This is a genomic window from Marinifilum sp. D737 (assembly GCF_026672275.1).
Classification (GTDB): Bacteria; Bacteroidota; Bacteroidia; order Bacteroidales; family Marinifilaceae; genus Marinifilum.
Window position 1 is genome coordinate 294,086 of sequence record NZ_JANQCD010000001.1, and the last position, 26,313, is coordinate 320,398.

A 26,313-nucleotide genomic window follows, 5' to 3' on the forward strand; every position below is an offset into this window, starting at 1 on the left:
AGATTAAAAAATAATAAATTTATGACAATTAAATTTGAATACTTAACATTTTTTTACAATTTTGGCGGCGACTAAAAAAAATTGGGGTATTAATATAACTAAGGTGAAAATTATCGTAGGGGTGCAATAAATCATCTGTTTAGTCAAAAAAAAACAAACAATTCAAAGGGGTATGTATTCTATCTATAGCTTAACTAGGGATTAAGCTTAGAATTCATATATGAATAATTATTTAATAAATTAATTAATCCACTAACTAAAAATTTATGAAAAAAAGTTTAGTTTCGACGCTAATCCTAATGTTTATAGGATTGCAGGGGCTTTTAGCTCAAAGTCGAGAAGTTTCTGGGATTGTTACATCTGCCGAAGATGGACTGTCAATACCAGGGGTTTCTGTTATTGTAAAAGGTACTACCATCGGTACCTCGACAGATTTCGATGGAAAATACTCTATCAAAGTTCCAGAGGGAGAGAATATTTTAGTTTTTTCTTTCGTAGGAATGACTCCTCAAGAATTAGCTGTTACAGGATCTACCATGAATGTTGTAATGCAATCTGAGTCTATTGGTGTAGATGAGGTAATGGTTGTAGCATATGGAACAGCTAAGAAATCTACATTTACTGGTTCTGCTGTGCAAGTAAAAGGAGAAGAGTTGGCAAAGAAAAATGTTTCGGAAATTACGAAAGCGCTAACAGGTGAGGCTGCGGGTGTACAAGTTGTAAATACTTCTGGTCAGCCAGGAGCAAATGCAACTATTCGTATTCGTGGTTTTGGTTCGGTAAATTCGAGTAGCGCACCTTTGTATATTGTAGACGGTATTCCTTACAATGGTTCTTTAAGTTCAATTTCTCCTTCAGATATTGCTTCTACTACTATTTTGAAGGATGCTTCAGCTACTGCAATTTACGGATCGCGTGGTGCTAATGGTGTAGTTGTTATTACTACAAAGCAAGGTAAAAAAGGTAAAAATGAGATTGAAGTTGAGCTTAAGTATGGTTTAAACATGAAAATGTTACCAACTTATGATGTAATCGAATCTCCAGAAAGATACACTGAGTTATCATGGGAAGGTATCAGAAATCAATCTATTATTAAAGCTGCTGGTACAACACCTTTAGATCAATATTGGAATACTGCTAATCTTGCAACTGCAGGTGCTAATGCAAATGCTGATATTTTCTCGGCTAATGGTATTGCTACAGTATACAACATGTGGAATGCAGATAGCGATAAGTTAATCGATCCAGCTACAGGTAAATTTTATTCTGGAATTACCAGAAGATATACACCTGAAGATTGGGATGACAATATGTACAATACTGGTAAGAGAATTCAGGCTGACCTTAGATTCCGTGGTGGTGTAGATAAGTTAACTTATTATGCATCTATGGGATACTTAAAGGATGAAGGCTATTATATCAACTCAGATTACCAGCGTTTAACTGCTCGTTCTAATATGAAATATCAGCCTAAAAAATGGTTGAAAGCCAGCACTGGTCTTTCGTATACATACTCAGAATCTAATGCTCCTGGTCAGAGTACTTCAGCTGCAAATAATGGTTTCCGTTTTGTGAATAACATTCCTGCTCTTTATCCTGTATTTGAAAGAGATGCTGACGGTAATAAAATTATTGACGAAAGAGTTGGTGGTTATATGTATGATTTTGGTCGTTATGGGGAAGAGATTAGAGGTTACTCTGCAGATATTAACCCTGCGGGAGCTGTTCGTCTTGATATAGACCAAACTATTCGTCATGAAATGTCATTTAATCAATTGTTAGATTTTGATTTGTATAAAGGGCTTACATTCTCTACTCGTTTTGGTATGCAATACCTAAACTCAAACAACATGGAGTTAACGAATCCATTGTATGGAGATGCCAAGAATTTAGGTCGTATCGATAGAACAAACAATTCTTACCTTTCATATACTTGGAATCAATTGTTAAAGTATACTACTACTTTTGCTGAAGATCATAATTTTAGTGCTTTTGTTGCACATGAAGTTAGCTCTTATGAAAGAAGAGTAATGTGGGCTGCTAATAATACTATTGCACGTATTGATGTTGCAGAATTGAATAATGGTGCCAATATGGACAATATGGGATCATATGTTCAAGATTATACTTTAGAATCTTATTTTGCTCAGGTAAAATATGATTATTTAGAAAAATATTTTGTACATGCTACTGTTCGTCGAGATGGTTCATCACGTTTTTCAAAAGGAAACCGTTGGGGAACTTTCGGATCTTTAGGTTTTGCTTGGGTTATGTCTAAGGAAGGTTTTATGGATAATCTTGATTTTATCAACTCATTAAAACTTAAAGCTAGTTATGGTATATTAGGTAATCAAGGCTTGTTAACTACAAGTGGTACAAGTGATTATTATCCTACGCATACAACTTACAGTCTTGGTAATTTAGGAGGTAAATTAGTATTGACTCCAAATAAAGCAAACAATTCTGATATTACTTGGGAGACAAGTCATCAGTTTAGTACTGGTTTTGAAGCTCAAATTTCTAACTTCTTAGATCTTGAAGTAGAATATTACAGAAAATCTACAAAAGACCTATTATTTACTACACGTGTAGCTCCATCAACAGGTAATGCACTTTGGAATGTAAATGATGGTAAGTTATTAAATTCTGGTTTAGAATTTAATGCTGTTTTTCATGCAATTAAATCGAATGATGTATCATTTGATATAAGAGTTAATGGTGCTCATTATAGCAATGAATTGACAAAAATGCCTATTGATAATTCAACCGGTAAAGAAAAAGTTATTGATATAGATGGTACTTTCGCGAAAGCTAAAGGTCATGGTCTTTATGATTTCTTTATGAGAGAGTGGGCAGGTGTTGATGCAGCAACTGGTCAAGCTCAATGGTACGGATATTATTATATGGACGGAGCTGATAAAGTGTATGTTACTTCATTACCAGAGTATTTAGCAAAAGAAGGTAACTCTATGTCTGGTTTGACAAAAGAGAAAGTAACTGACTATAACGATGCAACGAATCAGTTTGTTGGAAAATCAGTTGTTCCTGATTTAGCAGGTGCTGTTAGTCTTGATTTTAGATATAAAGGATTTACTGCTTCGGCTCAATTCTTATATAGCATTGGCGGTTATTCGTATGACGGACAATATGCAACTTTAATGCATAACCAACAGGCTGGTGTTAACAATTATCACAAAGATATCGAAGGAAGATGGATGAAGCCTGGTGATGTGACTGATATTCCAAGACTTTCTAATAGTCATGATAAAAATGTTAACGCAACTTCTACTCGTTTCTTAATCAAAAATGATTATTTAGCGTTGAATAATGTGAAGTTATCATATGATTTACCTATGTCAATGTTAAAGCCATTGAACCTTTCAAGTGCTTCTGTATGGGTATCTGGTGATAACTTATGGTTAACAACTAAAAGAAAAGGATTTAATCCAACTACTTCTCTTTCTGGGGCAAGTACTTCGTACAAGTATACTCCTTTAAGTACTGTAACAGTGGGTGTTAGATGTAAATTTTAATTTAGAAAAAGATTAAGAAATGAAAAATAGAATATTATATATCTTTTTGGCGTTTTTCTTGGTAACTTCTTGTTCTGAAGATTACTTGGATAAATCACCAACTTCTGCTATTTCAAAAACTGATTTAGGAGATGCTATAAAACAGAATCCTCTGGTTAGTGACGGTACTTTACGAGGTTTGTTTGCATTGTTACAACAGTCTGGTACAGGAGGAACGAGTAGTGCTCATGAAGATTTTGGGATTAAATCGTATGACATCAGTACTGATATAGTATCGGGAGATATCGCTATACGTTCTCGTGGTTATGCTAAGTTTTGGGATGATGAGCTTTTAGAATCAGTTAAGCGTACAAATAATCAGACTTATAGAGCATGGAGATTCCATTACCGTGTAATTTTAGCAGCTAATAACTTAATTGCTAGTTCTGGAACCGAAGAGGCTCCAAGTGAAGGTAATGAAACCACTTGGGCACAAGCAAAAGCTTTAAGAGCATTTATGTACTATAAGTTAACTGTAATTTATGGTAAAGGTTGGGCTTACAAAGCTGATAAAATTTTACCACTAGGTTTAATCGACGATTTAGGAAAAGCTCTACCTAAGTCAAGTCTTGAGGATGTTTTGACACAATCTAAAAAAGATTTAGAATTAACTTTGCCTCATTTAAAAGGTTACGAAAGAGAATCAAAAGCTAACATCGACGAAAATGTGGCTAAGGGTATGTTATCTTATGTATGTTTAGCAATGGAGGATTTTGAAACTGCTAAGAAGTATTCTCAAGAAGTTATCGATGCTATTGGTTCTAATATGATGACGGCTTCTGATGTTTATAATTCAGGTTTTAGAGATCTTGGAATTAGTGGTTTTATGTGGGGTGTTGAAGTAAACACTGAAAACACAACTAAAATTGCTTCTTACTTTGCTATGATGGACTATTTTACTTATGGTTATGCGACTACAGGTGATAGAAAGTTAATGGATAAAGGTTTATATGATCAAATTCATAAAGATGATATTAGAAAATATCAATTTTATTCAAATTACGGAAGTGCTCTTGGAGGTTTAGCTTACTATAAATTCTGGCATTCTGATCGTGTACCTGATGGAGATAAGAAATGGGAAGCAGACTATTATTTTATGCGTGTTACTGAGATGTACCTAATCAATGCTGAAGCTAAAGCCTTTTTAGGGGATGCTGAAGGTGCTGAAACGGTATTAAATAATCTTATTGCACAGCGTTATGCTAAGGATGTAACTTCTGTTGTTAATAATGAGAAGGTGACAGAGGCAACTACTGCTCCAACTTACGATATGTCAGATATTAAGAAAGCTGTTAACTTACAGTGGAGAATTGAAATGTGGGGTGAAGGTAAATCTTATGGAGTTCTTCGTCGTTTCAAATACGATAGCAAAAGAGGTCCTCACCATAACCATAAGCCTAATACTTCTATTCCTTACGATTCTGATGAAATTACCTTTGAGATTCCTGAGAATGAAGTTCTAAATAATCCATTCATGGACTAAGTTATATTAGGTAATTAACTTATTATTTTAAAAGCTGTTCTGATTTATATTCAGAACAGCTTTTTTGTTTTTATATATTTTGAGATGTGTTTAGTATTTATTTTGAATCTAAATACTAAAAAAAATAAGAGATGTATTCTTTTATTTTTTCTGGGAGATTTATTTACGCAAACGATTTAGATAATAATATTGATTATCAATATGATAATAAGGTTTTAATCTGAAAGGAACAATAAGAAATTTACTGTTATATTGTAAGGAGACTGAAGGACAATTGTTTATAATTGATGGAGTGAAAAATAAAAAGATTTGATTTTGTTAAGAATTTTTAACAATTTTAGAGAATGAGATTTGATAGGGGTATCAAAAAATCACAAAATTGAATTTAAGAAAGTAGGGGTACATGCTTAATTCAATTTTAATAATTCTAAAGGGAGAATGTTTTTTCTGAGATCTAAATAGGGTAAGAATTAGATTTCAGGATTTATATATAATTAAATATGTAATAATTAACCCACTAACTAAAAATTTATGAAAAAAAGTTTAGTTTCGACGCTAATCCTAATGTTTATAGGATTGCAGGGGCTTTTAGCTCAAAGTCGAGAAATTTCAGGGGTGGTGACCTCAGCCGAAGATGGGCTGTCGATCCCGGGAGTTTCCGTAATTGTAAAAGGTACAACCATCGGTACCTCTACTGACTTCGATGGAAAGTATTCAATCAATGTTCCGGAAGGAGAGAATACTTTAGTTTTTTCTTTTGTAGGTATGACTCCTCAAGAATTAGCTGTTACAGGAACTACAATGAATGTTGTAATGGAAGCTGAATCCATCGGTATGGATGAAGTAATTGTAGTTGCTTACGGTACTGCTAAAAAAGGATCTATGGTTGGTTCAGCAGCTCAAATTGGTAGTAATGAAATTAGCTTGCGACCAATTAGTAATGTTTCGAACGCTGTAGAAGGGATGACCCCTGGGGTTCAGGTAGCATCAAGTAGTGGTCAACCTGGTGCAGGACCTTCGATTAGAATTCGTGGAATTGGTTCTTATGGTGCTTCAAATGCTCCTTTGTATGTGGTTGATCAGGTTCCTTTTACTGGAAGCATTAATACAATTAACCCAAATGATATCGAATCCTTAACAATTTTGAAAGACGCTGGTTCTACTGCACTTTATGGTAATAAGGCTGCCAATGGGGTTGTTTTGATTACGACAAAGAGTGGTAAAAAGGGAAAAGGACAGTTTTCTTTTAATGCATCTTCAGGGATTGTGTCACGTGCTCAAAAAGAATATAGTAGATTGAATCCATATGAATATTATCCTATTATGTGGGAAGCATATAGAAATGGAGAGTATTCAGGTACTGATCCAGATAAACTAGCAGCTGCTAATTTGAAAGCTACAAATGATATCTATGATGAGTTAATGTCAAATCCTTTTGATGTAGCGAATAATGCGATAGTAGGTGTTGATGGAAAAATAAATCCTAATGCTAAATTGTTGTATGGTGATGATTTAGATTGGGAAGATGCAATTACCAGAACTGGGAAAAGACAGAATTATGACCTTTCATACGGAGGAGCAACCGATAAAGCAGATTATTATGTTTCTATGGGGTATCTAAAAGAAGAGGGGTATGTAATACAGAGTGATTTTGAGCGCTACACAGGTAGAGCAAGAGTAAATTTTCAGGTAAATGATCGTATTAAAACAGGTTTTAATTTAAATGGAGCATTAACAAAAGGAAATCTAGCTCAAGCTAAAAGCACTCAAAATAGTTCATTCGTAAATCCGTTTGGTTTTTCTAGAAAAATGGGCCCAATTTACCCTATTCATCAACATAATGCTGATGGATCATACGTGTTGGATGAGAATGGTAATAAAGTGTATGATGTAACTACCACTCGACCTACAGATGCGAATAATGGACGCCACATTGTTGCCGAAACAAAATGGAATAAGGATAAAGAAGAGGTTACAACTTTAGGTGCAAAGGCATATGTAGATGTAAATATTATTGAGGGATTAAAATTTACAGCTAATGTAAGTATTGATCAACGTCATTATTACAATACTGCATACTGGAATGATAAGGTTGGAGATGGTGCTCCTGGCGGATATTTGTTTAAACAGTATTCAAAAAGAACAGGTGTTAATATAAACCAGTTATTAAATTATACTAAAACACTGAATGAGGTTCACAACTTTAATGTTTTGTTAGGTCATGAATCATACAAGTTAAAAATTGATGATTTCAATGGAGATAAGAATGGACAAATTTTGGATGGTAATCACGAGTTAATCAATTTTGTAACGATTAATTCATTGGAATCATCACAGGATCAGTATACTACTGAGGGATATTTTGGTAGATTGAACTATGATTATGATGGTAAATATCTTCTTTCAGCCTCATTCAGACGAGATGGAACATCACGTTTTGCAAAAAACAGACGTTGGGGTAACTTCTGGTCAGCAGGTATTGGTTGGAGAATTGACCGTGAATCATTCATTGAGAATCTTACTTGGATTAACATGTTGAAGTTTAGAGCTTCTATTGGTGGTGTTGGAAACGATAGAACAACAGATAGTGATGGCTATCAGGATTATTACATTTATCAGCAATTAGCTTCTCTAGGAAAAAACAATGGTTCAGAACCAGGAACTATACTTGATAAATTAGGAGCTCCAAATCTAGAATGGGAAAGTAATATCAGTTCTGATGTGGCTTTAGAGTTTGCGCTTTTCGATAAATTAAGTGGTAGTATTGAATATTTCCATAGAAAATCAAAAAACTTATTATTTAGTGTTCCAACCCCAATGTCTACAGGCTTTGAATCTACCAAACAGAATATTGGTACAATGGTGAACCATGGTATAGAGTTTGGAATATCTTATACTCCAATTGATAATGATTTGCGTTGGACAATTTCTACAGATGTAACAAGCTATAAAAATGAGATGAAAAAGCTTCCACAAGATGAAATTATTTCAGGAAGTAAAAAGTTATCTGTTGGACACAGTAGATATGATTATTGGTTAAGAGACTGGTATGGTGTTGACCCTACTGATGGGTCCGGTTTATTTGTAGCAGAAGATGCAACAAAAGCTGGTGTTAGAATACTAAATCAAGGTACAGCTGATGAAATTGCAGTTACACCTGATTATAATAATGCAAAATATCATTATTCGGGTAGTGCAATTCCTGATTTCTTTGGTTCATTAAATAATACATTCTCTTATAAGAATTTTGATTTAAGTGTTATGATGACTTATTCGGTAGGAGGAAAAGTTCTTGATTACAATTATCAGGATTTGATGAGTTCTGGTACATATGGGCAAGCTTTACATAGAGATATTTTGAAGCGTTGGCAAAAACCTGGTGATATTACAGATGTACCTAGAATGGATCCAGTTAATAATTCAAGTTTTGATGCTAGATCTGATCGTTGGTTAGTTGATGCATCATATGTAAATTTAAGACAGATTAATTTGGCTTATAACTTCCCATCAGATATGATTAAGGACTTAGGTTTATCTCAATTAAGACTTTACGTGAGTGGTGAAAATTTATGGTTGAAAAATAAGCGTAAAGGGTTACAAAGTCAGGAAGCTTTTGATGGAACTACTTCGAATGCTTATACACCAAATCGTGTTTTCACTGTTGGTGTGAATGTTAAATTCTAATTCGAAAAAAAAAGATAATGAAAAGATATAATTTTTTAATCTATATACTGGTAGCACTATTGGGATTAGCTTCTTGTAGTGATGACTACCTAGATAAAAATCCAACTGATAAGATTGGTGGAGGCGATGCTACAAAAAATACGACCAATGCATGGGCTGCATTGAATGGTATACACAGAGGTTTGTATGAAAGATATGATTACCAAGGTATGGGTGGTATTGGGGCCTTTTATATCAACGTTGATATTATGGGCGAAGATCAAGTGTACAATGCTAGTCAATGGCATATTGGTTTATATAAATGGCAATCTCATGTGAGTCAAACTAGTGCCTACAATGAATTTCCGTTTAAAATGTTCTATAAATTTATTGCGAATGCGAATCCATTAATTAATGGTATGGATAATGCAGAAGGACCAGAAGTGGATAGAAAAGCTATTCAAGGTCAAGCATTACTTTATAGAGCTTGGTGTTACCATAATTTGGTTCAGCTTTATGGTGGAAGATACGTAAAAGGTACTGCGAATGATCAATTAGGAGTTTCTCTTGTTTTAGAATCAAGCGAAGAAGGTATTGCACGTTCAACTGTTGGAAAGGTTTATGAGCAAATTAATGCTGATATTGATAAGGCAATAACTCTATTGGATGGATATGTGAGAAAGAATGTATCACATTTAGACTTAAATGTTGCTTATGGTTTGAAAGCGCGTGTTGCTCTAACAATGGGAGAATATGAAACAGCTGCAAATTTTGCAAAAAAGGCACAAGATGGATATTCATTAATGGATGCTAATACATATGCGAACGGTTTTAGAGTCGATCCTAACCAAGAGTGCATGTGGGCTTCTGTTATTCAGGAAGATCAAACTGATAAGTGGGCGAATTTTGGAGCTTATATGTCACGTAACTTTAGTTCATCTGCGATTCGTGGTAATCCTCGTTCAATTTACTCAGTATTATATCACCAAATTTCAGATACTGATGTGAGAAAGAAATTATGGTCTGAAGATGGAACTCATGCAGATTTACCATCAGATGTTGAACTATTATCAATTCATAAGCGTTTTCCATATACTAGTCAGAAATTTATTGCACCTAGTAATGCAGACAGTAGAGTTGCTGTTCCAAATATGAGAGTGGCGGAAATGTACTTAATAGAAGCTGAGGCATTAGCTAGACAGACTGGTAAATCAAGTGAAGCTGCTAAAGTATTATTTAATTTAGTGTCAACCAGAGATGCTGATTACACTGAAAGTACGAAAACTGGTGGAGATTTGATTGAAGAAATATTACTACACCGTCGAATTGAGCTTTGGGGTGAAGGTTTTAGATGGTTCGATTTGAAGAGATTAAATTTAGATTTAGATAGACGAACTAAAACTGTTAATGGTATTGAAGTGGAAACCAATCACAAAAATTCGTTAACTGCAGGAACATTTTATAAAGCCTCAGGTACTGACGAGTGGAATTGGGTAATTCCAAAAGATGAGGTGGATGCCAATGATAGCTATGAAAAAACTAATTAATTAATAAATTAATAAATTTTAAGGGTTAACCGATATTGGTTAACCCTTTTTTGTATTTAATTTGTTGTAAATTCCTTCAAAAACTCATACAATATATGCCTTCAAAATAGTTTCCCCTTACAATTGTAATATACATCAATAATGCCTTAGCTAATATAAAAAGCAGATGCTATTATAGCTACCAATTAACTAGAGAACATTATCGCAATTGTTTCTGGGGTGGATACAGAGCCTTTAAAATTAAGAATATGGCTCAATAAACTAAATGTACCTTTTAAATCTTGAAGTATCAATTGGGCACGAACGAGTTATTGGTAAAACTGAGCTGATATGAGAAGTGGATTATGTGCGTAACAATTGTTTTTAAAGCCATAAAAGTACATTTAGAGGCTTGCATACTTAGAAACAACAAATCTTGGCAGAATACCGCAGAAGTGTTATGAAGAATCAAAGAAAATTATGGGTTGTTAATTCACGACAATAGTTATTCCAAAGAAAGTTCTTTGCTAAATAATCTTATTCTTGAATTGGATGAAAGTAAGGATATCAAAGAGGCAATTCCCATTTTATTGCTAGCAGATTGGCATAACGAATTAAAATCTGCACAACAATCACTTCTCACTTTATGGAATGAACTTAGAGATGAACGAATTAATAAACCAACATTGAACGTATTGCTGGTAAATCAAAAGTAGATATTAAGGAATTAAAACATATCAGTAAGTTTAAATTTATTTCAATATCGAAACCATTCTCAAGAAAATAAGGGAGTTTTAGCTAGTTGACTTTATATAGGAAGCTGTTCTGTTTAATTATCAGAATAGCTTCTTTTTTATGCATTTATATATTAAGAATATGGAGACCATTTTGGATTTAATTTGAATCTAAATATTAAAAAGGCTGAAAAAAAATTAACACTTGTAAGCTTGTATTTTTCTAATAAGATTTATCTACGCAAACGATTTAAGTAACAAGGTTGAATATCAGTATGGTAGTTGAGTTTTAATTTGTAAGCTATTATAAACAAAAAGCTTTTATATTGTAAGTGAGTTTAAAGACAATTATTTAGAATTAAAAAGTTTGAAAAAAAAAAGATTTGATTTTTTAAGAATTTTTTACACTTTTGACGCCTCAGATTTGGTAGGGGTATCGAAATCTGAGAGTTGGATATTTAATTTAGGGGTATTTTATTTTATTCAGCTTTTCTAAAAAAAAATATTCTAAAGGGAGAATATGCTTTCTATAATTCTAATGGGGAAATTAGTTTATAGAATTTACATATAGATGTGTATTAATTGTTAATTAACCACTAACTAAAAATTTATGAAAAAAAGTTTAGTTTCGATGCTAATCCTATTTTTTGTAGGATTGCAGGGCGTTCTAGCTCAAAGTCGAGAAATTTCAGGGGTGGTAACTGCAGCCGAAGATGGCTTGTCTGTTCCTGGCGTTTCCGTAATTGTAAAAGGTACAACCATCGGTACCACAACCGACTTCGATGGTAAATACTCTTTAAATGTTCCAGAAGGTGAAAATGTATTGGTTTTCTCTTTCGTAGGTATGACTACACAAGAAGTAGCTATTACTGGTTCAACTTTAAACGTTGTAATGGAAAATGAATCCATTGGTGTTGACGAAGTAATGGTTGTTGCTTATGGTACAGCAAAAAAATCTAGTTTTACTGGATCTGCTGCTCAAGTTAAAGCTGATGAATTAGCTAGTAAACCTGTGGTTTCTGTAACTCAGGCAATGGCTGGTATGGCATCAGGTGTTGAAGTATCCAGCGGTTCAGGTCAGCCTGGTTCTGCATCTTCAATCCGAATTAGAGGTATTGGTTCGATTAACTCTTCTAATGAACCATTGTATGTTGTTGATGGAGTTGCTTTGACCAATGATAATATCAGTTTGGGATCAAGCTCAAACTTAGGAGCATTATCTTCTTTGAATCCAAACGATATCCAGAGCATGACCATTTTGAAGGATGCTGCAGCGGCTGCATTGTATGGTTCTCGTGCTGCTAACGGTGTTGTTTTGATTACCACAAAAAGAGGTAAGGCAGGTAAAACTCAGTTCACTGTTAAATCAGAAATGGGGTTCTCTGATTTCGCAGTTAAAACATTAGAGTTAGCTACACCAAAAGAAGCATTTGATTATAAAGTGTTAGGTTACAAGAATTACCTTGTTGAGTATAAAGATATGTCTGAAGAAGCTGCGCAAACAAAGGCATTAAGTGATATTGGTGGGTATTTTAGCCAATATGATCCAAACAGACCAGATTCTGATTATGACTGGGATGATGCACTATTCAGAACAGGTACAACTAAAAATGTAGAATTTTCTGCAGCTGGGGGTAACGAAAAAACAAAATTCTTTGCTTCTTTAAGTTACCTTGAAACTGAAGGTGTAGCTATAGGTTCTGATTTCAACCGTGCTTCTGGTAGATTGAATTTAGATCACAAAGCAAATGATTTAATTGAGTTTGGATTCAGCACTTCTTTGTCAAGAATGAAGCAAAATGTAATTCCTACAAATGGATATTACTATGTGAACCCAATGTATGCAACTAGAACTTACCTAAATCAGTTAACTCCAATTACTAAGCCTGATGGTTCTTATGCTGAAGTTGAAGGAGGTAAAAAGCCAAACTTGGTAAAAGAGCAAGGTTTGAATGTAAATAAAAATGACATTTGGACATTGGCTAACCAAGGTTACTTGAAGTTGAACTTGATGAAAGGTTTAACATTTAAGTCGACCAATAGTATGGACTTTACTCAGATGTACGGTTCTAAGTATTGGTCGCCTAAATCTCAGGATGGTGAAAGTTACGATGGTTATGCTTATGAAATGAATAAGAGAAGACTTAAGCTTTCTACTTCTAATATCGTAAACTATACAACTACTATTGAAGATGTTCATAACATTGATTTATTAGTTGGTTACGAAGCAGAAAAACTTCAGGATAAAATGATGTATGCTGAAGGTAAAAACTTTCCGAATGATGTGAAGCAAAGTCTTGACGTTGCTGCCAAGCCTACAGGTGCATATTTTAATGCAGATGGTGATAGAATGCAGTCTGTATTATCAAGATTCAACTACAACTACGATAACAAATACTACGCTTCGTTCAGTTATAGAACTGATGCTAGTTCTCGTTTAGGTAGCAACAACCGTTGGGGACACTTCTACTCTGTTTCAGGATCTTGGAGAATTTCTTCAGAAGCATTCATGGATGATGTAATATTCGTTAATGACTGGAAATTAAGAGCTTCTTATGGTGCAAATGGTACGTTGCCATCATCATGGACTGGTGCATACGGACTATATTCATATGGTCAGGACTACAACGGTATCCCAGGTGCAACTTATTCACAAATTGCTAACCCGGACTTACAGTGGGAAAAGAACAATACTTTAAGTATTGCAACAGAAGCACGTCTTTTCGAGTTTTTAAATGTTGAAATTGAATACTACAACAGAAAAACTTCTGACTTGTTACTACAAGTGCCAGTAACCAGAACTTCTGGATTTGGATACTATTGGGATAATGTAGGTGAAATGACTAACAAAGGTATCGAAGTTAGCATTACTTCTACTAATATTCAGAATGACGATTTCTCATGGACTACAAGATTAAATCTTGCTCATAATAAAAACACTATCGACAAACTAGAAGGTGGTGATAATGTTGATAATTTCCCATACATTCTTAGAGAAGGAAAATCTTTCAACTCTATTTATATGAGAGATTGGGCAGGTGTTAACCCAGCGAACGGGCATGGACAGTGGTATGTTCTTGAAGATGAGAAGAGAGTAGACAAAGATAATGATGGACAGTGGGATATTACTGAAGAAACTCGTTATGCAGGTAAGAAAATCGTTGGTGATGGTAGCCCGGATTTAACAGGATCTATCAACAACAGTATTTCATATAAGAATTTCGATTTATCATTCTTATTTACATTCAAACTTGGTGGAGACGCTTATATCGATCCTTATTATTCGATTTTTGACGATGGAGCTAGCATTAACAAAGCAGTAACTAAAGAGCAGTTAAAAGACTACTGGACTCCAACCAACACAAATGCTAAATTACCTAAAGTAGTTTATTCAAGTCCTCAGAATACTCATTACAACTCATCTCGTAGATTGGAAGATGCTTCTTACTTGCGCTTGAAGAGTATCAACTTAGGATATAGTCTTCCTACAGATCTAATTTCTAGAGTTGGTTTAACTAATGTTAGATTGTATGCAAGTGCAACTAACCTATGGACTTTAAGTAAAATTGATGGTTTTGATCCAGAAACAACTTCAAGAGGTACAGTATTGAATAACTTTGACTTCCCACCAGTGAAGACTGTAACCTTTGGTTTACAAGTTAAATTCTAAAGGAATTGAGTATCAAAATTCTTAATAAAGAAATTTTAAATTAACTGAAAAGAAAAGTGATGAAAAGATATATTATAATGTTAGGAGCTCTTCTGTCTTTGGGCATGATGTCATGTTCAGAAGAATGGATGGGAGATGTTATTCCAACGGATAAGTTAGAGGATAGCCAGGCATTTAATACCGTTAAAGATGGTAGAAATGCAGTAAATGGTGTATTGTCTTTGATGCAAAGTAGCTCTTATTATGGAGCAAATTACATTGTTTATGGTGACTTAAAAGCAACTGATGTACGTTCTTCAGCTATCAACAAGCGTGATGATGAAATGTACAGATATACTGAAACAACTGAGGCTGGTAACTCAAGTATGTGGACTCAACCTTACAAATGTTTGGTTTCAGTGAACAATGCACTTGCGAACATGGATAAAATGGTAGCTGATGGTGCTGAAGAGGAAACTCAAAAAGCAGAAATTGAAGCTAACTTTTATGCTTTACGAGCTTTAATTCATTTTGATTTATTGAAAATTTTTGCGAGAGTTCCATCTTCAGTTGATAATCCAGCTGCGGAATTAGGTATTGTACACGCTGATCACGTGATTACAAAAGATGAGCAACCAGCTCGTAAAAACCTTGAGGAAGGTTATGCTTTCGTAATTAACGATTTGACTAAGGCAATTGAATTAATGCCAGATGTTGCTACAGAAGGATGGTTCAACAAAACTGCAATGAAAGCTCTTTTGTCTAGAGTTTACCTTTTTAATGGTGACAACCAATTGGCTTACGATCTTGCAAAAGAAGTAATTGCTGATAGCAATTATTCATTGGTTCCTTTCGGTGATTACCAAGCAAGCTGGACTAGCGCTTACAACAATAAAGAAGCTTTATTCTCATTAATCAATACTGATGATGATAACCCAAGCCGTGAAGGTATTGGATACTTATGGAGTAAAGGTGGTTACAGCTCAATGATGATTACTCTATCATTTAAAGATCTATTGTACTCAAATGCTAATGATGATCGTATTAAGGCAATTGAGGAAGATGTGCATAAAGACGATGACGGTAACATAACTGGAACGGATTACTTATGTATTAAGTATCCTGATGAATTTGCTAATAACTTGCACCTAATTCGTTTGTCAGAAATGTATTTTACTGCTGCTGAAGCAATTTATAAAGTAAATGCTGGTAACGCTGCAGAAGCTGCAACTTTGATCAACACTGTAATCGAGGCTCGTACTAACGAATCAGATGTACTTGCTGCTGGTGATATCAACATTGATAGAATCATTACAGAAAAGAGAAAAGAATTTATTGGTGAAGGACACGCATTCTTTGATTTAATGAGAAATAAGAAGGATGTTGTTAGAACTGGTGATGATCACCTGGTTGTTGCACCAATGAATATTGCATATAACGATTTCAAAACAATTCAACCAATTCCAAGACTTGAGTTGAATGTTAATGATAATATTCAGCAAAACCCTGGTTATGCTGAGTAAATCAGTAATCTTATAATTAATATTTGAGGCTACCATATGGTAGCCTCTTTTTATTTATAGTGTTTTACTGAGTAAATACATTACTTATTTCAACTTTCAAAGTAACTGGTAGGATGATTTATCAAAATCTTAAATTTAGGAGTTGAGTGGGGGATGCAGTTCCATTCAAAGGTGTTAAAATTATTGCCTTTTGGTCACTCAAGATCAAGCTTATTAAGACTTAATCAACTAAAAATCAGACTAATTTATATACATAAGTTAAGTGTAACTTTTTATAATACAAACGTTTGCAAAAAGTAAGCGAAATTTCATTTTTTTTCTTGTCTAAAATTGGGGAAACGCTACCTTTACCATGTTAAATAACATGTAAACGGTGGTTTACTTGGTTTAATGAAATTCAACAGCAATAAACTAAAAAAACAAAAAAATTTAATCTGAGATTAAATTAAAACAGTCATGAGTCAAAAGACAAAAGTCATTGAAAAGGAAGAAGTTGTAATTAGATTCTCTGGTGACTCCGGAGACGGTATGCAGCTTACAGGAACTCAATTTTCCGATACTTCCGCATTATTTGGGAACGATGTAGCTACTTTCCCGGATTACCCTGCAGAAATTAGGGCTCCGCAAGGAACAGTAGGAGGGGTATCAGGATTCCAATTGCACTTTGGGCATACAGAGGTGAATACACCTGGAGATTATGCTGACGTGTTGGTTGCAATGAACCCTGCAGCACTGAAAGCAAACTTGAAATGGGTAAAAGCTAGTGGAACGATCATCGTGAACGAGGATAGTTTTACTGAACGAAACCTTGAGAAAGCAGGTTACGATTCAGATCCGCTTCAAGATGATAAATTAGCGGATTACAATCTGATTAAGGCTAGAGTCACTTCTTTAACTAAAGAGTGTTTGAAAGATTCAGGACTGGATCAGAAAAGTATTCTTCGAAGCAAAAACATGTTTGCTTTAGGTATGGTGTATTGGATGTTCGATCGTCCATTGGCGCATACCGAAGAATTTATTGAAGGCAAGTTTAAGAAGCACCCATTGGTGGTTGATGGTAACAAGAAAGTGTTACGTGCAGGTTACAACTTTGCAAAAACAATTGAAGCATTAGCTTACAATTACAGTGTAGCTCCTGCTAAAATTAAGAAAGGAACCTATCGTAACATTACAGGTAACAAAGCAACAGCTTGGGGACTTATTGCAGCTGCCGAGAAAGCTGGATTACCACTATTCTGTGGATCATATCCAATTACTCCTGCAACTGAAATTTTACAAGAATTAGCAGCTCGTAAAGATTTGGGTGTAAAAACATTCCAGGCCGAAGATGAGATTGCTGGTATTTGTACTGCAATTGGAGCTAGTTTCGCTGGTAATTTTGCGGTTACTACAACTTCAGGTCCAGGTTTGGCATTGAAGACAGAAGCTGCTGGGTTAGCGGTTATGACTGAGTTACCATTGGTAATTGTAAACGTTCAGCGTGGAGGTCCTTCAACAGGTTTGCCAACCAAAACTGAGCAATCAGATTTGATGCAAGCGATTCACGGTAGAAGTGGTGAGTGTCCTATGCCTGTTATTGCAGCTAGTACACCATCAAACTGTTTCGAATATGCATACCGTGCAAGTAAAATTGCATTGGAGCACATGACACCAGTTATTCTTTTAACGGATGGTTTCCTTGCAAATGGTGCAGAGCCATGGAGAATTCCAAAAATGGCAGATCTTTCACCAATTACAGTTCCTTTGGCAAAAGAAGGTGATGATTACATGCCATATGCCAGAGATGAAGAGAAATTGGCTAGAAAATGGGCTGTTCCTGGAACAAAAGGATTAGAACATAGAATTGGTGGATTGGAAAAAATGGATGTTACAGGTACTGTGTCATACGTTCCGGAAAATCACCAGGTAATGACTGATATAAGATCTGAAAGAGTTAAAAAAGTAGCTAACTTTATTCCGGATCTTCCTGTTAAAGGAGAAGAAAATGCTGATGTTTTGGTTGTTGGATGGGGTGGAACATATGGTCACCTTACAACAGCTGTTCGTGAGCTTCAGAAAGAAGACAAGAGCATTGCATTGGCTCACTTTAACTACATTTTACCATTACCAAAAAATACAGAAGAGGTATTAAAGCGTTATAAGAAAGTTATCGTTTGTGAATTGAACGACGGACAGTTTGCTGAATATTTAAGAAGCAACTTCCAGGATATTAAATTCCAGCAATACAACAAATTGCAAGGTTTACCATTTACTGTTAAAGAATTGAAAGAGACGTTTAATCAATTATTGGAGGAGAAATAATCATGGCAGATTCATTATTAAAGCAAGCAGCTCCTGAGAAATTGACTCCAAAAGATTTTAAGAGTGATCAGGAAGTAAGATGGTGCCCAGGATGTGGTGACCATGGAGTTTTGAATTCGGTACAGAAAGCAATGGCTTTAATGGGCAAACCAAAAGAGGACTTTGCGGTGATTTCTGGTATTGGATGTTCTTCTCGTTTCCCATATTATATGGATACTTACGGATTCCATTCAATTCACGGTAGAGCAGCAGCTATTGCATCTGGTGCTAAATCGGCAAACCCAAACTTGGAAATCCTTCAGGTTTCTGGTGATGGTGATGCATTGGCAATTGGTGGTAACCACTTTATTCATGCTGTGCGTAGAAATATCGATATGACCATCTTGTTATTCAATAACGAGATTTATGGTTTGACCAAAGGTCAGTATTCGCCTACATCGAAGCACGGAATGGTAACCAAAACATCTCCATTCGGAACCATTGAGCAACCTTTCCATCCTGCTGAGCTGGCATTGGGAGCTCAATCTAAGTTCTATGCTCGATCAATCGATACCAATATCAAGTTGACTTCTGAAATTCTTTTGGATGCAACAAAGCACAGAGGAACATCAATTGTTGAGGTGCTTCAGAATTGTGTAATCTATAACGATGGAGCACATTCTTTAATTACGGATAAGAACACCAAAGAAGAGTATCAATTGGTTCTTCGTCATGGCGAAAGAATGATTTTCGGTAAAGAAAAGAACAAAGGATTGGTAATGGGAGGTAATGGTAAACTAGTTGTTGTTACCATTGGCGAACATGGCATTACCGAGCAAGATATCTTGATTCACGATGCTCATACTCCGGATCCACACATGCACTGGTTGTTGTCGAATATGACAGCTCCTGAGTACCCTGTGGCTCTTGGTGTAATTCGTGATGTTGCTGCCCTTTCTTACGAAGAGAAAATGGTACAGCAAATTAAAGATGTTCAGGCGCAATCATCAATCAAATGTATGGATGATTTGTTGAACAGCGGAGATACCTGGGAAGTTTAATAATTTAAATTTTTCAATAGATATATAGAAGAGGGAATCATTGATTCCCTCTTTTTTTATGCATGAATGTTTGTCTCGCTCGATAGAAAGAACTTATTCCAAACCGAAATTTACTTTCTCCCAACCATCAGGAATCCTTTTCTTACCAACTGGCAAAGCTTCCCGGACAGCAGGTAAGCTAATATCACCATATTAGTGATCTGCATTGGGATTTTAGAGGTTATTAAATTCCGACCCATGTCTGGTACATAGTTCCCAGCAGTTAGGAAAGTATCAAGTTTGTTCAGGAGTTCATTCTTTGGTTTTTGGGAATGTTTTCTTAATTATTAACCAGTCAGCCTATATGTTGGCACGAGATACCTTATTTCTTAAAAACTGATTTATAACTGTCCGGTTTATAGAGATTTTCACTTGTCTATGCGTATATTTTTATTTTTACAGAATTGATGACCATATAGTCAAATCTCACTTTACAGAAAACCATAAAATATTATTAACCTGATTTCGATTTAAAATATGGTCACAGTTTACATTGATTTTGAGGAAAATTATGCCAAAAGCAGGCAAATTATTTGAAAAAATCATCTTCATCCAATCTTTACTTTAAAAATTCCTCAAAATATCCCGATATTCATTCAGATTTTTTAAAGCAAATCTTGAATAAATTTAATTTTCTGTGTCGGATATTTTTAATCGAACTTAGGTTAGTATTTTATGCAGCCAATTGAACGCATATATTTGTAAAATTAATTACCATTGTAGTTTCAAAAATTACTGATATTGAAGTTGTCCAACAGACCATTAAGATTAGTAACTTTGTAATAGAATAGAGAAACAACAACACTAAATAAATTAGTTAAAGAATATGGAAGAAATTTCGATTTCGAAAATTTATAAGCGAAAAAAGAACGACCGTGATATTTTTCAGGAATTGATGCCTTACAAAGTGAAGGAGATTCTGTTGATTGCAACTTATTACGACGCATATACAATTGTTCGTGAAGGACAATTCTCAGATAAAATTGTTGGTGAATATTTACAGTTGAATTTGTATGCAGCGCCGCGTTTTACAAGTGTTGCTACAAACGAAGAAGCACTGGAAGCATTAGAGAATCGCCATTACGATATGGTAATTTTAATGGCTGGTTTGGATAAAGAATCGCCATTAGAATTAAGTCAGGAAATCAAAAAAGTTGATCCTGAAATTCCGGTTTTGGTTTTGGTGAATAACAATAGCGATTTGGCTTACTTCGATCGTGCTGCCGACAAAATCAAAAACAATATCGACCGAGTATTTGTTTGGAATGGTTCAACCAAGATATTTATGGCAATGACCAAGTATATCGAGGATAAAATGAATCTTGAGATGGATACCAAGAGTGGTGATGTACGTGTAATTCTTTTGGCAGAAGATTCGGTGAAGTATTATTCCAGGTATCTTCCTTTGCTATATACTTCGGTGATGACACAAACGCAAAAGGTGATTTCGGACGAAGGAGATATTGATGAATTGCACAAGATTTTAAAGATGCGTGCTCGTCCGAAAGTAATTTTGGTAAGTACATTCGAGGATGCAGTTGATGTTGTAGATAAATACCTTGAAAATCTACTTTGTGTAATCTCTGATGTTCGATTTGCACGAGATGGCAAATTGGATGATGATTCTGGAGTTGATTTGATAAAATACGTGCAGGCAAAAAACATGAGAATTCCATGTTTAATGCAATCGCATGATACCGATAATGCAATAAGAGCAATGCAGGTTGATGCTGATTTTATAAACAAAAACAGCGATACATTGGCATTGGATATTTACAATTTCATTTATACCAAATTAGGCTTTGGTGATTTTGTATTCCGCAACCAAAGTGGTACACGTGTTGCTGTTGCAAAATCGATGGAAGAGTTTGAGGAGAAATTAAGATATGTTCCAGATGAATCATTACTTTTCCACTCCAAACGAAATGGAATTTCAACCTGGTTAATGGCTCGTGGTGAGATTAATGTTGCCAAGAAATTGAGAAGATATCAGATTGAAGATTTCAAATCCGTAAAGGATCTAAGGAAGTTTTGTCTGGATGTATTCGAAGCTTCAAGAATTAAGCAGCTAAGAGGTAGAATTATTCGATTTAAGCCGAATATTGTAAATTCAAATCATTACATTGTTCGTATGGGTAGAGGTTCCTTAGGAGGAAAAGGTCGTGGTCTTGCTTTCCTAAGTAATTTTATTGAGAACATCTACTTTAAGAAACTGATTAAGGACATTAACATATCGATTCCTAAAACAGCTATTGTTGGGGTTGATGAGTATGATAATTTTATCGAGAAAAATAATCTTTACGACAAGATATACCTTGATAAGAACTATAAGAAAGTAAAAGAATTATTCCTTAAAGGAGATATTCCTGATAAATTGGGAAATAAACTTCGCCAGTATCTCGAAGAGATCAATAAACCAATTGCGGTTAGATCTTCAGGATTATTTGAGGATTCGCTAATGCAGCCTTTTGCGGGAGTTTATGCGACTTATTTGTTGCCAAATAACGATCCGGATATCGAAGTGAGATACCAACATCTGGTTACTGCGATCAAGTTAATCTACGCCTCTATTTTCACACCTGAAGCTCAATCATATTTCAGCGCGGTTGATTACAAGATTGAAGAGGAAAAAATGGCTGTGATTATTCAGGAAGTTGTTGGTCAGGAATACAATGGCAAATTCTATCCAAATATTAGTGGTGTAGCACAATCTTACAACTATTATCCATTCTCATACATGAAACCGGAAGATGGTTTTTCTGTAATGGCCATCGGATTAGGAAAGTATGTTGTAGGTGGAGAAAAAACTCACCGATTCTGCCCTGAACATCCTAAGTTGCAGTTGGCTTCAATCGAAGATCAGATTAAAGATTCTCAGAAATACTTCTATGCGATTGATATGCAAAAGGAGAATATTGATTTGATTAACGATGGAGAAGATGCCGTAACCATTAAATATGAGCTTGCAGAAGCTGAGAAAGATGGCAATTTATTGCACTGTGCTTCGGTTTACGATTTTCAGAATGACAGGTTAGAACCGGATTTGAATTTACGTGGACCACGAGTAGTTGATTTTGCAAACATTCTAAAATACAACCAGGTACCAATTTCGCATGCCTTAAGCGTATTGTTGAATATCTTTAAGCAAGCAATGGGTGCACCTGTTGAAATAGAGTATGCAGTTGATTTATCGAAAGGTAAGGATGGCAATCCAACCTTCCATTTGCTACAAATTAAACCTTTGATTCGTCAGGAAATGAGTGTTGACATTGACATGTCGAAGGTAGATCGTAACAAACTGCTTATGCTTGCAAACAAAGGTATGGGTAACGGAACCGTGAACCATATCCGCGATGTAATCTATATGGATTTAAGCAAGTTTGACAGAACCAAGACCGAAGAAATGGCTGAGGAAATGGAGCTTTTAAACCAAAAAATGAAAGAGCAAGATCGTCAGTATGTATTGTTTGGTCCGGGACGTTGGGGAACCCGCGATAAGTTTACAGGAATACCGGTACTTTGGTCGCAAATATCAAATGCCAAAGTAATTGTAGAGCAGGGATTGGAAGATTTCCCATTGGATGCTTCTTTGGGTTCTCATTTCTTCCACAATGTAACCTCTATGAATGTGGGTTATTTTTCAATCAAGAACAATTCAGAATTGAATTTTGTGAATATGGAAATGCTGGATAAGCAGGAAAAAATAGAGCAAATTCATTACTTCAAACATGTTCGTTTTAAAGAACCATTGGAGATTTTAATGGATGGAAAGAAACAAACCAGTGTAATCAGCTATAAATAAATTAGGAATTATCAGTAATCTGATAGATTAGAAATGCAATATGACTAAATACTACATAGCAAGAAATTATCGTTCAAAATATGATGCTGCAGGTAAAGCTAAAATGGATTGTGAAGTTATTTTAGAAAGAAATGGCTGGAAAAATTTAGGCTTCAAGCAAACTTGGATTTTTAATGCTATATTAGGTACTATAGTAAGTGCAGTTGGAATTACCTGGGCATTACTAAGGCTTAAAAAGAAAAGTATATTATGTCTTCAGTATCCATTAAATAAATTTTATCGATATATTTTGTGGGGTGCAAGCCTTAAAAGATGTCATATTGTAACCATTGTGCATGATGTAATTAGTTTAAAGCGTAAAGCTTATTTTACTGAAAAAGAAATTGGAATTTTATCGAAGTCAGAATGCTTAATCGTGCACAATGAGCACATGAGAAAGTGGTTTGAGGAAAATAAGCTTGATGCTAAAACCGTGGAGCTTGATATTTTTGATTATTTACATGTACCAATTGTGGATATTCCTAAAGTACCAGTGGATCAAAAACAATACAGAATTGTTTTTGCTGGTGGTATGGGAGGAAACAAGAGCTTTATTTATCAGTTGGATACCCTTAAAAGAGGAAATTTTAAATACTGCCTTTATGGGGTAGGATTTAATGCCAATAAGATTATTAATCCAGAAGATACAATTCTGGATTACAAAGGCTTTTTTCCATCTAACGAGGTTATCGATCATATTGATGGTGATTTTGGATTGGTGTGGTATGGCGATTCACTGGAATCCTGTGATGGAGCAACAGGTCAGTATCTAAAGTTTAATAACCCACATAAATTGTCCTTGTATTTGCAATGTGAAATGCCAATTATTATATGGGAAAAAGCAGGAATGGCAAATTTTGTGAGCAAAAATAAAATTGGGATTACCATTGGTTCACTAAGCGAAATACAGGAAAAACTGATGAATCTGTCGCAAGATGAATTTGATATGCTTAAGGCAAATGTGCTTAAGATGAAAGAAAAATTATCGGAGGGGTACTTTTTACAGGCAGCTTTGCAAAAGGCAATTTAACTTGTGGGAGTTGCTTAGAGCTTACTTAATACCGATTAGGATATATCCTTCCATTAATCGAAAAGCTGGATATTTGAAATCAAATGTTCGCAATGGAACTCAAGTTACTAGTATGATAAAAAATAAAAGGCTATCATTTTTGATAGCCTTTATTGTATTGTTTGATTATGGATTACCCTTGGTATGAATCGATACCAGCAGTTTCCATTTTACGATCAACTTTCTTCACCAATCCTTGGATTACTTTACCAGGACCTACTTCAGTAAATGAACTTGCACCATCAGCAATCATATTTACCATGGTTTGAGTAAAACGTACCGGAGCAGTTAACTGAGCAACAAGATTCTTCTTAATTTCAGATGGATCAGTAACAGGCTTTGCATTTACGTTTTGATATACAGGACAAGCTGGAGTAGAGAAGTTTGTGTTTTCGATAGCTTCTTCTAACTCAACACGAGCAGGTTCCATTAATGGAGAGTGGAATGCGCCACCAACTTTCAATGGTAAAGCTCTTTTTGCACCAGCTTCTTTTAACTTTTCACAAGCAATTTCGATACCTTTCATGCTACCAGAAATTACCAACTGACCTGGACAGTTAAAGTTTGCAGGAACAACTACCTCTTCGATTTCTGCACAAACTTTTTCAACAGTTTCATCATCTAAACCGATGATTGCTGCCATTGTTGAAGGTTCCATTTCACAAGCTTTTTGCATAGCCATTGCACGCTGAGAAACCAATTTTAAACCATCTTCGAAAGATAAAGTTCCGTTTGCAACCAATGCAGAGAATTCACCTAATGAGTGACCAGCAACCATTTCTGGTTTGAAATCTTCACCAAGTGTTTTAGCTAAAATTACTGAATGCAAGAAAATTGCAGGCTGAGTAACTTTAGTCTGTCTTAGATCTTCGTCAGTTCCTTCAAACATTAAATCAGTAATGCGGAAACCTAGAATTTCGTTAGCTTTTTCGAAAAGTTCCTTAGCAAGTTCCGAATTTTCGTATAGGTCTTTACCCATACCAACAAATTGGGCTCCTTGCCCTGGAAATACATATGCTTTCATACTTTTTTTCAATTTGTAATGATTATTCTATATCCATACATATAGAATAAAAATCATGGTAAGTTTTGAAATATTCCGGGCACAAATATATTTAATCCGTTCGCAATCTGCAATTTTAGAATTTTATTGCGAACGGATTAATATACTTCAAACCGGTAAGATTGATAAATTTTAGATCGTTTTTGCCGAAATTAATCGAATAAACTCCTCGCGAGTTGCAAGGTTTTCAAATGCTCCCGTAAAATCGGAAGTAGTTGTAATTGAATTTTGTTTTTGAACACCACGCATCGACATGCACATGTGCTGTGCTTCAATCACTACAGCAACGCCTAAAGGACTAAGCGTATCATTAATACAGTCTTTAATTTGAGTAGTTAAGCGTTCTTGCACTTGCAATCGGCGAGCAAATGCATCTACTACACGAGCTATTTTGCTAAGCCCGGTAATATATCCATTTGGAATGTAGGCTACATGAGCTCTTCCTACAAAAGGTAACATGTGGTGTTCACACATCGAATAAACCTCAATGTCTTTTACAATCACCATTTGTTTATAGTCTTCCTTAAACATTGCCGATCGTAAAATATCTTCTGGTTTAATGTGATATCCCTGCGTTAAGAACTGCATGGCTTTGGCAACACGCAAAGGAGTTTTCTCCAAACCTTCACGTTCTGCATCCTCACCAAGTAATTCCAAAACTTTTTTATAGTGATACATCAGTTCTTCTGTAGTTTCCTGATTGTATTTTTCTATTTTTGTGAATCCTTTATCTTCTTGTCCGTTAATTGAAAATTCCATTCGTCACAGTGTTTTTAATAAGTCGTTGTATTGCTCTGCAAAATAAGTAAT

The 26,313-nt window shown here is 35.0% G+C and carries 13 protein-coding genes; 11 read left to right on the plus strand and 2 right to left on the minus strand.

All coding sequences use genetic code 11. From position 1 onward, the window contains the following. Positions 1 to 266 precede the first annotated feature (266 nt). The 11 genes from NQ163_RS01455 to NQ163_RS01505 all read left to right on the plus strand — a co-directional run bounded on the left by NQ163_RS01455 (position 267) and on the right by NQ163_RS01505 (position 24,401). Positions 267 to 3,533 carry a SusC/RagA family TonB-linked outer membrane protein gene (locus NQ163_RS01455; RefSeq protein ID WP_268188537.1) on the plus strand — a complete coding sequence of 1,089 codons (3,267 nt, stop codon included), beginning with the start codon at positions 267 to 269 and terminating at the stop codon, positions 3,531 to 3,533. A gap of 19 nt (positions 3,534 to 3,552) precedes the next feature. Next, on the plus strand, positions 3,553 to 5,055 hold the full coding sequence (locus NQ163_RS01460; protein WP_268188538.1) for a RagB/SusD family nutrient uptake outer membrane protein: 1,503 nt from the start codon (positions 3,553 to 3,555) through the stop codon (positions 5,053 to 5,055). A 531-nt stretch (positions 5,056 to 5,586) separates the two neighbouring features. Then, complete coding sequence (locus NQ163_RS01465) at positions 5,587 to 8,739, plus strand: SusC/RagA family TonB-linked outer membrane protein (protein WP_268188539.1); 3,153 nt, start codon at positions 5,587 to 5,589, stop codon at positions 8,737 to 8,739. Positions 8,740 to 8,756: 17 nt separating this feature from the next. Further along, complete coding sequence (locus NQ163_RS01470) at positions 8,757 to 10,265, plus strand: RagB/SusD family nutrient uptake outer membrane protein (protein ID WP_268188540.1); 1,509 nt, start codon at positions 8,757 to 8,759, stop codon at positions 10,263 to 10,265. Between the two features lie 464 nt (positions 10,266 to 10,729). Continuing rightward, complete coding sequence (locus NQ163_RS01475) at positions 10,730 to 10,960, plus strand: DUF6261 family protein (RefSeq protein ID WP_268188541.1); 231 nt, start codon at positions 10,730 to 10,732, stop codon at positions 10,958 to 10,960. 628 nt (positions 10,961 to 11,588) lie between these two features. Then, positions 11,589 to 14,648, plus strand: coding sequence for a SusC/RagA family TonB-linked outer membrane protein (locus NQ163_RS01480; RefSeq protein ID WP_268188542.1), 3,060 nt, complete (start codon positions 11,589 to 11,591; stop codon positions 14,646 to 14,648). Positions 14,649 to 14,707: 59 nt separating this feature from the next. Next, complete coding sequence (locus NQ163_RS01485; protein ID WP_268188543.1) at positions 14,708 to 16,150, plus strand: RagB/SusD family nutrient uptake outer membrane protein; 1,443 nt, start codon at positions 14,708 to 14,710, stop codon at positions 16,148 to 16,150. 456 nt (positions 16,151 to 16,606) lie between these two features. After that, a complete protein-coding gene (locus NQ163_RS01490) occupies positions 16,607 to 18,451 on the plus strand; it encodes a 2-oxoacid:acceptor oxidoreductase subunit alpha (RefSeq protein ID WP_268188544.1) in 1,845 nt (614 codons plus the stop codon). Positions 18,452 to 18,453: 2 nt separating this feature from the next. Continuing rightward, a complete protein-coding gene (locus NQ163_RS01495; RefSeq protein WP_268188545.1) occupies positions 18,454 to 19,491 on the plus strand; it encodes a 2-oxoacid:ferredoxin oxidoreductase subunit beta in 1,038 nt (345 codons plus the stop codon). A gap of 865 nt (positions 19,492 to 20,356) precedes the next feature. Continuing rightward, the gene (locus NQ163_RS01500; protein WP_268188546.1) at positions 20,357 to 23,332 is read left to right on the plus strand and encodes a PEP/pyruvate-binding domain-containing protein; all 2,976 of its coding nucleotides are present in this window, start codon (positions 20,357 to 20,359) and stop codon (positions 23,330 to 23,332) included. 40 nt (positions 23,333 to 23,372) lie between these two features. Continuing rightward, positions 23,373 to 24,401, plus strand: coding sequence for a hypothetical protein (locus NQ163_RS01505; protein WP_268188547.1), 1,029 nt, complete (start codon positions 23,373 to 23,375; stop codon positions 24,399 to 24,401). A gap of 172 nt (positions 24,402 to 24,573) precedes the next feature. Here the strand turns inward: NQ163_RS01505 and fabD are convergent, their stop codons facing one another. Both fabD and folE read right to left on the minus strand, forming a co-directional pair. Next, a complete protein-coding gene (fabD, locus tag NQ163_RS01510) occupies positions 24,574 to 25,464 on the minus strand; it encodes an ACP S-malonyltransferase (RefSeq protein WP_268188548.1) in 891 nt (296 codons plus the stop codon). Positions 25,465 to 25,635: 171 nt separating this feature from the next. Beyond that, a complete protein-coding gene (gene folE, locus NQ163_RS01515; protein ID WP_120238631.1) occupies positions 25,636 to 26,262 on the minus strand; it encodes a GTP cyclohydrolase I FolE in 627 nt (208 codons plus the stop codon). Positions 26,263 to 26,313: the final 51 nt, after the last annotated feature.